This is a genomic window from Aquimarina brevivitae (assembly GCF_004216895.1).
Lineage (GTDB): Bacteria > Bacteroidota > Bacteroidia > Flavobacteriales > Flavobacteriaceae > Aquimarina > Aquimarina brevivitae.
Genome location: NZ_SGXE01000001.1, coordinates 395,285 through 407,545, shown reverse-complemented (window position 1 = coordinate 407,545; position 12,261 = coordinate 395,285). Strand labels below are relative to the sequence as shown.

The following is a 12,261-nucleotide window of genomic DNA, read 5'->3' as shown; positions in this document are numbered from 1 at the left end:
TATGAACAGGATATGCGCTTACCTATTGCTTTTTGTAGTTTCCATGACCAGCTATGGACAAAAAGCAGATAGTAAATCGGCTTTTTTGGAGAAATGGACCAATTCTAAAACGTATTTGTTAGCGGTTGCAGAACGTATGCCAGCCGAACAGTTTTCGTTCAAACCCACGGAAGAAGTCATGGACTTTACAACACAATTATTGCATATCCGAAGCAATATGCTTTGGTTGGGAACCACCTATTTTTCTGAAGAGACTTTTGATAGAAAAGCCGTAATAGAATTTCGACCAGATACCAAAGAAGAAATCCTCAAAGCTTTGGAGGAAGCTTTTGATAGGGTTTATCGTTACGTGCAATTGACAAAAAGCGAATCTTTCTCGGATACCGTTGATTTTTTTGCGGGGCCCAAGTCTAAGTTGCAAATACTAAACTTATTACAGGATCACGTAACGCATCATAGAGGTCAACTTATGATCTACCTAAGGTTAAAAGGCGTACAGCCACCAAAATATGTAGGTTGGTAGCAGGGGACTAATGGGCTGTCAAAAAGAAATGTTTTAAATTAAGGGTATGATTCTTTACCTTCGTGATCTAAATTAATGTATGGTATGGGGCTTTTGATTCTATTTGCAGTTGTTTCAATTTTTTTCTCTTTTATGTGTTCCATATTGGAGGCGGTGTTACTAAGTATTACCCCCACTTTTATCAATGTCAAAAAGAATGAAGAAAAAGCGTATGCTTTTACCTTAGAAGCCTTAAAAAAAGACGTAGACAAGCCATTAATTGCTATTCTCACCTTAAACACGATTGCGCATACCGTAGGTGCTATCTTAGTAGGAGTTCAGGCAGAAAAGTTACCCTACAAGTTTGAAGTGATGGGGATTAATCTGGTTGGTATCGTATCGGCGATCATGACCTTTTTGATTTTAGTAGTATCCGAAATCATACCTAAAACTATCGGTGCTACCTATTGGAAAAACCTGGCGAATTTTACAGCAAAATCCTTGACAATTATGATTGCCCCGTTAAAATACACAGGTATTTTATGGTTATTACAGCTAACAACAAAAATAATTGGCGGCAAAGGGCATCACGGATCGGTATTAAGTAGAGAGGATTTTTCGGCTATGGCCGATATTGCTCACGAAGAAGGATTATTTGAAGAATCAGAATCCAAAGTGATTAAAAACTTATTGACCTTTAAGGAGGTCTTCACCAAAGATGTAATGACCCCCAGAACGGTTATGAAAATTGCCAATGAAGAAACCACGGTGGAAGCTTTCTTTACAGATAATCAAAATTTACGTTTTTCACGAATTCCTATTTTTAAAGATAAGACCGATAATATTACTGGGATGGTTCTTAAGGATGAGGTGTTTAAAGAAATGGCGAATCAAAATGGAAGCAAGACCCTTGCCGAGTTAAAACGTCCTATCTTATTTACCAACAGAAATTTACCTATCCCGGAGCTCTTTAATCAATTGGTAGAAAGTAAAAACCACGTAGCTTTAGTCGTAGACGAATACGGTACCATCAGTGGTATTGTTTCTATGGAAGATGTCATAGAAACGCTATTAGGTTTAGAAATCGTTGATGAAAGTGATGCTGAAACGGATATGCAACACTTGGCTCGTAAAAATTGGGAAACCAGAGCCAAACGTTTAGGGATTATAGACGATTCTGATAAAGAATGACCGTAGAAACTGCATATACCAAAACACCATTAGGAATTATAAAGATTGTTGGTAACGCCAAAGGCGTTGAAGAAGTTACGATATTAGATACCGTAGCCGATGCGTTACTTACCCAACCAATTCCTGAAGGTATCCAAAACGTGGTGAGTCAATTGCAAGAATATTTTGAAGGTACACGCACCCAATTCGACCTTGTATTACAACCCCAAGGAACAGATTTTCAGCAACGGGTTTGGGAGCAACTCTTAACCATTCCTTATGGTGCTACCACAACCTATTTAGATATAGCAAAACAATTAGGCGATCCGAAATGTATTCGCGCAGCGGCCTCTGCTAACGGTAAAAATCCATTAGGTATATTGATTCCCTGTCATAGGGTAATCGGTAGCGATGGTTCATTAACCGGATATGCTGGTGGTTTATGGCGCAAAAAATGGTTATTAGAACATGAAAGTCCTGTAAAACAGCAATCCTTATTTTAAGCTGAAGCATTTTTTACTATTTTAGTGACCCGATACCCTTCGTTAATAACATAGACTAATTTTAGTATGAAATTCCTAAAGCGTTTTTTAAAAGGCATCTTAATCCTTTTGGTGTCTTGTATTGTAGTATTGTATATTTTGGATTACGAATATATCCTCAAAGGGGTCAGGGTCGTCTACATGACCGGGCATACAACTGCCTTTATTGATGATAAAGAATATTTTGATAATCGTGTCATTGAAAAAGGAAATGACCCTTATGTGATTCCTAATCATCCACAATATAATGAAGTGGCATCGACTCCTCGTTTGAATGAGATTAATGAAGAATTAGGTACGGTTGCTTTTATGATTATCAAAAATGATAGCGTATGGTATGAAAACTATGTGGAAGGATATGGTACCTCTTCAAAAACCAATTCCTTTTCTATGGCCAAAAGCGTCATTACTGCTTTGTTGGGTAAAGCCATAATGGAGGGATATATTAAAAGTTTAGACCAGCCCGTTGGGGATTTTATTCCAAAATTTTCTGAAGGCTTAGCGGCCAAGATGACCGTAGGCGATTTGTCCTCTATGGCATCAGGTCTCAATTGGGATGAGAGTTATAAGAGTCCATTTTCTATAACGGCAAAAGCATACTACGATACAGACTTACGGGATGTAATGCTGGATCTCGAAGTAGTGAGTCAGCCAGGGGAACGATTTAAGTACCTGAGTGGTAATACCCAATTATTGGGGATGGTTATTGAAAAAGCTACAGGCAAAACCTTAACCAAATACCTAAGCGAAAGTTTTTGGAAGCCCTTAGGGATGCAAGAGAATGCTTTATGGCAATTAGATAGTGAAGACTCTGGTATGGAAAAAGCCTATTGCTGTATTGCTAGTAATGCACGAGATTTTGCAAAATTTGGATTGTTGTTTAAAAATATGGGGGAGTATGATGGTAAGCAAATTCTGCCAGAAGATTTTATAAGGAAAGCAACCCAACCTCGTTTTCCAGAGGATGATATGTATGGATATGGATTTTGGTTATCAGATCATATGGGTAAAGATATCTTTGCCATGCGGGGTATACTAGGGCAGTATGTCATCTGTATACCTGAAGATGATTTGATCATTGTACGATTGGGGCACCAGCGAGGACAATTCGTGCCTGGTGAATCCTTCACCGAAGACTTCTTTATCTATATCGAAGAAGCCTATAAAATGCTGGCCGATGCTTCATAAACTAAATTTAGAGCACATCCTTTTCTTGGATATAGAAACTGTGCCAGAACATCAAAGCTTTGATGCGTTATCTAAAGAAATGCAACAATTATGGGCAGATAAAACGAAGTACCAACGTAAAGAAGAATTTTCTCCTGAGGAGTTTTATCATCGCGCCGGAATCTGGGCAGAGTTTGGTAAAATAGTATGCATCTCCGTAGGCTACTTTGTCAACCCAATGGGAGATCGTAACTTTAGAGTAACCTCATTTTATGGTGAAGAAAAGAAGTTATTGTTAGATTTTAAAAATCTCTTAGAGACTCATTTTAATCAAGCCCGAAATTTGCTGTGTGCACATAACGGCAAAGAGTTTGATTTTCCCTATATCGCCAGGCGTATGCTCATACACGGGATAACATTACCTTATAAACTGAATTTATTTGGGAAAAAGCCCTGGGAAGTGCCGCATTTAGACACCTTAGACCTGTGGAAATTTGGGGATTATAAACATTATACGTCTTTAAAGTTGCTGACCAATATTTTAGGAATTCCATCGCCAAAAGATGATATAGACGGTAGCCAGGTTCGGGATGTGTATTATGAAGAGGAGGAAATCGATCGCATTATTACCTATTGCGAAAAGGATACTGTAGCGGTAGCACAAATTATGTTGCGCCTTCGTCAGGAAGAATTATTAGCTGAGGATGAGGTGGTGTCGGTTTAATTTCTATTTGATATGTAACACCCCTATAAACTTAAAGTCTTTTAATTTTACCTTACCGACAACCATGAAGAAAATATTAGTTTTACTTTTCACAATATTCATTAGTTTATATACTTACAGTCAAAAAATTAAAGAATTTTCTAGAGACTGGACATCTTTTTCCCAATCTGTTACTGTAGCCACTGACACTTTAAAAAGGTTTAAGGTGGTGGCCTATGTGAAATTAATTACTGAAGATGATAATGCATGGGCTGGCGTTTGGGCTAGAGTGGATAACAAACCCAATCAAGGTAGAGGTTTTTTCGATAATATGAGTAAAAGACCCATTAAATCCAATGAGTGGGCTGAGTATACTTTGGAGGGCACTATAGACCAAAAATCAGAACGATTGGTTTTCGGCGGGATTTGTACTAGGAATGGAAAATTTTACTTTGATAAGTTTGAGGTTTTTATCGAAGATGATAATGGAAAATTTGATCAAGTTACCATAGAAAATCCAAGTTTTGAGGATGAAATCGTTAACAATATCATTCCAGCTTGGAATCCCGGAATAAAGAAGGGTGAAATTAATTTAGTCCGCGAATTTAAATTTAGTACTACCGAGGACAGTGTTGAAGGTAATTATGCTGTTTTGATTGAAGGAAAGGGGATATCCAGTAATATCGGAAGCTCTGAGGCAGCTTTACCATACATCGGATACTTTATTGGAACTGTTTACTTACTTATAATAGTATTCGTATTAATTACCTATTTTTCTTCAACGGAAAATAAAAATTGGTCGTTACTAAGTCGTATAGGCTTTAGATTTTCGTTTATCTATTTTTTATTATTTATTATATTTCAAAATAATGGTGCTTATCCTTTATTTCAATTAATTTCTCAGTTTTCGGATAAAGTGATGCAAAAGCTTGCTATTTGGTTTGGAGAAAGTCTTATCCGCGTTCCCTATCAAATAAAAACAGGACCTAATGGTAGTGGTGATACCACCTATGATTATATGGTAATTTTTGTTGTTTTTACCATAGCGATTCTAGGAACTATAGTATGGTCGATAATAGACAAAAAACGTACTAGTTATAAGAATTTGTATTACGTATTAACCACTGCTATACGCTATTATGTAGGATTAATGCTCATAAGTTATGGATTGGTCAAGGTTATTCAATTACAGTTCGCAGCACCCCGTTTTGATAGATTGATGCAATCATATGGAGAATCATCACCGATGGGTTTAGCTTGGACATTTTTAGGCTTTTCAGAAGGATATAACCTATTTATGGGAATCGCTGAGGTTTTAGCAGGACTATTATTGTTCAGACGAACAATGACTCTTGGAGCTATTATCACATTAATGACTGCAATGAATGTTATGGCTGTTAATTACTTTTATGATGTTCCAGTGAAAATTTTGTCAACTCACCTTGTATTAATGACTTTGTTTTTACTGGCAAGGGATTTTAAAAAAGTAATGTCTTTTTTTGTTACACATAGTCCTGTCCAAAAGTTGACTCTTATCCAAATGCCGAAATTTGGGAAACCAATGCGAATTGGATTGAAAATTTTTAAAGGTTTAGTATTAGTCTATGCTTTGGGTTATGGTTTTTACTCTGTTTTAAAGTCCAGAACATTATATGGTACACTAGCACCGAAACCACCACTGTATGGTGTTTATGAGGTTACTAATTATGTAATTAATGGGGATACAATTACCAATTACAAAAGTGATAAATTATGGAAGAACTTAACCTTTGAAAGAGCTAATAGGGTAAGGATTCAAAAAATCAATCGAGAAGAGAATTATTATAAAGTAGAAGTTGATACTATTCAACGAAATATTCGATTTTTTCCCTCTGGGAATGCGGTCGATTTCTTCGACCTTAAGTATGCTAATGAAGGGAAAAGTTTAGATTTTCATTATATTTATAAGAATGATACCATCTCAGGAGAAACTAGGCGATTGGATAAAGAAGATTTTTTATTGACAAATCGTGGATTTCATTGGATCAACGAATATCCATATAACAGGTGATATAAAATCAATAAATGACATAGATGGTAGCAAGGTTCGGGATATGTATTATGAAGAGGAGGATATCGATCGCATTATTACCTATTGCGAAAAGGATACTGTGGCGGTATCACAAATAATGTTGCGTCTTCGCCAGGAAGAATAATTAGCTGAGGATGAGGTGGTGTCGGTTTAATTGGAAGTAAACTAGATTAATATAGTATATCTTTACTTTAAGTTAGATGGTATATACGTAATTTTAAAATCTAGAAATCGGGTATGACTTAGCTGTTTTTCATACAACTGCAAGGCCTTATGTACGCAATCTAAATTAACTGGGCAAGAACCAAAAGATGTTGGTTGACTGTCAATTATCCCTATTAGCGTAAATTGATTGGAGCTTAAATCCAGAGAGGGTCTGTTGAATTGATGTACCTTTCTCTGATGAGGACTTATTGCCACAAAGTCTTTATAGTTTTGTTGATTGATATGTTTAAGGTTAAAACTGGTTACTTTACGATTATCATCACCAACTGACTTAAGTTCTTCCAAAATTGAATCTAGCTTTTCTTTGTTAATTGATGGATCGAAAGAAGTTTGGTCATCGTAACCTTGGCAGGAAGAAAAACTAAACAGTAATACACCTAGAATCATACCATAAATAGGTCGCTGTATATTGGTCTGATTTAATCTCATGGCATCTTTATAAACTATTATGAGCTAATAAGTTAAGAAATTTTGAGTGATAATAGTGAATTTAAAAAAGGTATTTACGATAAAGGTTTAGCGATCAAATTTTTAAAACGTTATCGAAACCAATCGACAAGGTAAATTAATCCATATAACCAACCTAGATATAAGGTAGTGTACCCAAAAGCGTAAGTTGCAGCGGTCCAGAACCTTGCTTTGGTAATAGGTGATTTTGAAAACACCAGTTTCAACGCTCTAAAAAATACCCAATACAGCATACCCAGAATTACAAACAGTGTGATCCAAAAAGCAGCTTCTAAGAATACCAAAAGCGCCAAAAAAAGGAGCGATATCAGAATCCACAATACTATCGAAAGTAAAATTCCACTTATACCATCTTCGGTGTCAATGCTAGGTAGTTCCCAATTCGGTAACTCGCCTGAGGAAGGTATATAATCACCAGTTTTAAAAATCCTTATACTCCAGAAAATTATCTTTTAATCCAATACCCCGGTATAAACCGTAGGTCATAAAAACAAAAAGTACGCTACCTATTATCGTTAAGCAAAGGTAGGCATTAGTGAAAATTGTTCGTTGCGATGCTAATCCAGTTAGATATACTATAAGAAGGGTTGACACTATCACTAATAGCGAAACCATAAAAATAGATTTACCATTTAGGTATGTTTTGCTAGCCTTCAATCTACTGTAGGTTTGTAGTAAGCTAGTCTATAAGTTTAGCAAACACCTCTTCAGTTAATAGCTCTCTTAGTAATGCTTCCTGCTGTTGATTGAATTCAATATATTTCCAATCTTTTTGTTTTTCTTTTTTAATGGCTATAACCGAATTATTGGCCATAATTTTAAAGGTAGTGGTACCATCGTCATAGCTAACATTACTTGCTCCATAGAGAGATTCAAAATTTTGCTGGAGCTGATCTTTTGATGATAACATATCACCACTCAATTGTATCGTAATTTTTCCATCGTAGTATACCCGATAATAGGTGGAGCCTTTTTGTTGAACAGCAGCCGATATGTTATCAATGGCGATAATGTCAATAGTCATATTCATTCCCATCGTCTCCATTTGATCTAGTGTTGCAGTCAGTTGTTCTTTGGTTACCAAATCAAATAGTTTAGGATAAATCATATCCGTAACCGCTTGCCAATCTCTGTTGTTAAAAGCCTTAAAATAGGCTGTTACGTCTTTACTAAATTGGGCTTTTAGAGCGGTGTTGACCTGCTCATTTTGTTGACTTGCTTTTCCTTCATCCTGGCTGAAGACTGGTGCGGCATAGGCTGCCATAATTGCAAAGAATAGGATGATATTTAATTTCATAACAATTGGTTTTTAATGCTAAAAACATAGCAACTAACGATGAATCCTGTAGTATAGGTTCAATAACAAAACTACAATTATTTATGGTAATCTTCACCTTAAGTCATAGTTATCCGATTATGTAGAATCATCCAAGCCATCTTATACTATAAAAAAACCTCTTGATTACTATCAAGAGGTTTTTGTTTATCATTGTGTATAAAGCTTATTGCTTCACTACTACTTTTTCGGTATATGGCTTTTTGCTGTTGGCATCAAGCGTTACCATATATACACCAGCTTGTAGCTGATTCATATCAATTTGTCTGTTGGTTACTTTACCTTGACTTATGGTTCTTCCTAACATATCTCTGACCATATAGGTAAGATCTTCTTTAGTAGAAGTTACATTCAAGATTTTATTACCTTCTAATGGATTTGGATACATTCCGATGGTTATCGGTTCAGTAGTTTCCATAGACTCAAAGAAAGCTGCATTCGTACCACTACCAATAGTGAAGGTTGTAGTTTCTGAACTACCAAACGCTCCTCCGGATGCTAATGTTGTACCTGCTGATGTTAAGGCATAAGATCCATTACCATAAGAACAGCAGATTCCGTCGCCATAACTATCGTTGATAATAAAGGTATACGTACCTGCATCAAGACACTCGGTAACCGTTACCGTAGAACCATCTGGCTGCGAACCATATGTTCCACCTGAAGCAACAACCTGATTGCTGCTATTTCTAATTTGCCAGCTAGTTTCTTCTGGGTAATTATCTAAAGTTATGCTTAGAGTTACATCTGTACACGGTAAAACTACTTCGTTAGTCAAGCTAACATTATCAATGGCAACATCCGCTTGCCAGGTACCACCTGTAATTCTGTTGAAACGTAATTGTACGCCTCCACCTGCGTAAGCAGAAAGATTTACAGATGCGTCTAACCAGGCATTTCCTTGATTTCCGGTTTCACTCCAAATACTTGTCCAGCTAGCGCCTTCGTCAGTACTTGCTTCAAGCGCAATACTACCCATATCTGATGCTCCGTACATATGGTAGGAGAAAGAGAAATTAGGAGTAGACAATCCGCTTAAGTCAAAACAAGGTGATGTAATGATCGCTTGTTTGTTTGGATATCCAGTTCCATTTCCAGAAGCTTCTACAAAGATATAGTCACTTCCTTCAACTGCGGAAGAAGGTCCTGTTCCGTTAGATGGTGTTCCACCTGCATCTACGGTCCAATTTAGATCGTCAGCCGTAGATTGAGACCAAGCACCGATATTACCTTCAAAGCCTTCTGCATATGGGAAAGTGCTAATACCAGTACTACATCCTGCTGGATCATCACCAAGCGTAGTCACGTTAGTAGTATTACTAAACGCAGATTCATTACCTGCCTCGTCTTTTGCTTTTATTCTAAAGCTATACGCAGTATCGGCAGTTAATCCGGTTACTTCATAAGATGTTCCTGTTACTGTAGCGATTACAGTATTACTTCGGTATACATCGTATCCGGTTACACCTACATTATCTGAAGACGCATTCCAGGAAAGTGAAACTGTTGTTTGTGTGATATCAGCAGCGGTTAAAGATCCTGGAGCTGTTGGTGCTTGCGTATCAGGAGGTGTACCTCCAATAACGATCGTATAATCTTCAACTTCACCATATTGGAAAGCTTCACAAGGTGTAGGTACTCCATTGTACTTCATAGAAACACGCATTCTTGTTGCACCATCTAAAGCAGTTGTTGGGATGGTAAATGATCCACTTACTGTAGTGTTTTGTGTAGCTGCCTGTGTCCAAACTTGTTCACCAGCATCGGCAAAATCACCATCTTGATTGTAATCAATCCAAGCACTATAACCTTCGCTATACGTTTGGCCAGTCCAAGTTGGGCTAACACTGATCGTGTATGTTCCGTCTTTTGCTAGATCAGTAGAAATACCAGTAAAGTCAGTATACCCACCTGATCCTGCACCAGAATTGTTATTTATAGATTCCAGGGTTACGTTACTGATGTATTCATCCGCTACACTCTGACCATTGGAGTCACAGTATACCAATTGGAATTCTGGTGTAGTAAAAGTAGCAGAGCTACTGTAAGAAGATGTTGTTCCATCGTCACACTTGCTACGTACTTGTACCTCATAAGAAGTTAGTTCGGTAAGTCCTGTTAACTCGACTGAAGTACCGGTCGCGGCAACAGTAGTCCAGCTAGTAGTCCCAGCGGCTCTGTATCTTACATCATAGGTAGCTGCGGGTACCGCTGTCCAGCTTACAGATGCACTGTTATAGGTTACATTAGAGGTATTAACTCCAGTAGGTGTAGTCGCGTTACAAACTACAGGTGTACCTGTAAGTCCTGTAACAATCAAAGAGAAATCCTGGCTACCTCCTGTTAATGATCCTTTATGTGTAACCGTAATGGTATACGTACCTGAAGCACCTGCAACATCAATACGCTCATAGGGATCCACAGTGTTGTCGCCAGTACCATTGGTGGTCACACCCGTTAATCGGTATGGCTGATACGTGGTTGAATTTTTGGTAACTCTGATATCTAAATCATTAACCAATACAGGCGTATTAGAGTTGGTTGCAGTTACAGCTGCGCCTGGAGCATCTGTCCAGGATATAGAAGCCATTAATGGGTTAACGCCATCAGCATCTACAGTTACAGAATAGGTTTGTCCGCTAGTAAGTGTTAATTCTTCAATTTTAGACTCTCCTGTAGTATTTGAGGAAATTGCTTCAGCTGCTGCTTTTGCGTTTAGTAATCCCCAACCGAATACAGCATCAGGACCATTAGATCCAGCATCATCGGCTGTATGCAATGCTAACCCTTTTAAAGTAGCAGCTTTCATAAAGCTACCATTGATATTGTCGTAATGTTGTTGTAATAGTAATAACGTACCCGTTACATTAGGAGATGCCATAGACGTACCTGTAATGCTATTATAAGCAGTATCACTACTAGCGTAGGTAGAATAAACACTTGTGCCGTTACCTGTAATATCAGGCTTAATTCTATAGTCATCAGTTGGACCTTCACTACTAGAACTGTTAATGGATACACTGTTAAGCGATCCGTCACTACTTACGTTAGCATCTTGTGCATTAGCGACTACAAGGTTGTTTTTAGAAGTTGAATGTCCAGTAAGTTTATCATAAGATGAATTGCCATCTAGTGGCGCTCCATTATAGCTGTTTGCATTTCCATCGTTACCGGCTGCAACAACCATAAGGTAGTATGGAGCATTATACATCAATTCATCCCAGCTGCGCGATACATCAATGTATGCACCAAAATATTGATCTGGTACTAAGTCACTTCGGTATCCATAAGAGTGGTTAGACAATAACATACCGTTGGCAGCTGCGGCAGTTGCCTCAGCCACGTCATCATTCCACATATAACCACGTACTCTAGATTGTGGCGCCATACCTTTAGCATTAGCTTGCACACCAGATGCCGTGATAGTTCCGGTAACGTGTGCGGCGTGGAAGTTTAATTGCGTACCACCTTCACTGGCAGCATCTTCAACAGTAACACGGTTGTTACCACCGGCACCATCATATTCTTGATGCGTTACCCGGGCGTGTCCACCATCCCATACATAGGCAACCATGTTCTGCCCATCAAGGTTTAATCCTAATGATCCACCTGCATTAAGGTGATTGGCTCTGGTAGAACGTGCAGCTGCTACGTTAAAAGTAGTGTAATACACAGGAACTTCATTTCCGTTTTCGTCGGTTACTACTTTTTGTAATTCAGAAAAGCTACCGTCGGCATTGTTCATTTTTACTTGCCAACCATTACGCTGCGCAGCAGCTAATGCAGCCTGCTTTTCTGAGGCTACTTGTTTGGCAATTTCAGCCTGAAATTGAGAAAGCTTAGTTACGTTTGTTTTTTGGATAATCTGCTGTTTTTGAGCTGGGCTTTGGGCAAAGGCACCAAAGGAAAACAAAAACAGTAGGGAAAGAATGCTAAGGGGTAGTTGATAAACCTTAGCAAAACTAGCCTTATTCCCCCGAATGAAGGCATTGTAATGATTTGTCATTTTTATTGTGTTTGAGTTAGTGTTATGAGTAATTCCTTACATAATTCATAAGAAACCACTCAAAACTCAGA

General features: G+C 37.9%; 10 protein-coding genes and 1 pseudogene. 7 read left to right on the top strand and 4 right to left on the bottom strand.

The features are described from left to right. The first annotated feature begins 1 nt into the window (after position 1). The 7 genes and pseudogenes from EV197_RS01650 to EV197_RS01620 form a co-directional block, all read left to right on the top strand. Entirely contained in the window at positions 2 to 523 is a 522-nt protein-coding gene (locus EV197_RS01650) for a DinB family protein (protein WP_130284996.1), read from the top strand. Positions 524 to 607: 84 nt separating this feature from the next. Then, positions 608 to 1,693, top strand: coding sequence for a CNNM domain-containing protein (locus EV197_RS01645; RefSeq protein WP_130284995.1), 1,086 nt, complete (start codon positions 608 to 610; stop codon positions 1,691 to 1,693). Beyond that, positions 1,690 to 2,175: a methylated-DNA--[protein]-cysteine S-methyltransferase gene (locus tag EV197_RS01640; protein ID WP_130284994.1), complete on the top strand. Its 486-nt coding sequence runs from the start codon at positions 1,690 to 1,692 to the stop codon at positions 2,173 to 2,175. The genes EV197_RS01645 and EV197_RS01640 overlap by 4 nt, the downstream gene beginning before the upstream one ends. 66 nt (positions 2,176 to 2,241) lie before the next feature. After that, positions 2,242 to 3,402, top strand: coding sequence for a serine hydrolase domain-containing protein (locus tag EV197_RS01635; RefSeq protein ID WP_130284993.1), 1,161 nt, complete (start codon positions 2,242 to 2,244; stop codon positions 3,400 to 3,402). After that, the gene (locus EV197_RS01630; protein ID WP_130284992.1) at positions 3,392 to 4,105 is read left to right on the top strand and encodes a 3'-5' exonuclease; all 714 of its coding nucleotides are present in this window, start codon (positions 3,392 to 3,394) and stop codon (positions 4,103 to 4,105) included. Before EV197_RS01635 ends, EV197_RS01630 begins: the two co-directional genes overlap by 11 nt. Positions 4,106 to 4,169: 64 nt before the next feature. Further along, complete coding sequence (locus EV197_RS01625; protein WP_130284991.1) at positions 4,170 to 6,134, top strand: hypothetical protein; 1,965 nt, start codon at positions 4,170 to 4,172, stop codon at positions 6,132 to 6,134. A 13-nt stretch (positions 6,135 to 6,147) separates the two neighbouring features. Beyond that, positions 6,148 to 6,279, top strand: a pseudogene (locus EV197_RS01620) (3'-5' exonuclease); the annotation flags it as partial. A 62-nt stretch (positions 6,280 to 6,341) separates the two neighbouring features. Here EV197_RS01620 and EV197_RS01615 read toward each other — a convergent pair. The 4 genes from EV197_RS01615 to EV197_RS01600 form a co-directional block, all read right to left on the bottom strand. After that, entirely contained in the window at positions 6,342 to 6,809 is a 468-nt protein-coding gene (locus EV197_RS01615; RefSeq protein WP_130284990.1) for a hypothetical protein, read from the bottom strand. Positions 6,810 to 6,919: 110 nt separating this feature from the next. Then, positions 6,920 to 7,141, bottom strand: coding sequence for a hypothetical protein (locus EV197_RS17155; protein WP_242610674.1), 222 nt, complete (start codon positions 7,139 to 7,141; stop codon positions 6,920 to 6,922). A gap of 386 nt (positions 7,142 to 7,527) precedes the next feature. Further along, positions 7,528 to 8,145 (bottom strand): hypothetical protein, encoded by a 618-nt coding sequence (locus EV197_RS01605; protein ID WP_130284989.1) that lies wholly within the window; start codon positions 8,143 to 8,145, stop codon positions 7,528 to 7,530. 205 nt (positions 8,146 to 8,350) lie between these two features. Beyond that, complete coding sequence (locus EV197_RS01600; protein WP_130284988.1) at positions 8,351 to 12,190, bottom strand: S8 family serine peptidase; 3,840 nt, start codon at positions 12,188 to 12,190, stop codon at positions 8,351 to 8,353. Positions 12,191 to 12,261: the final 71 nt, after the last annotated feature.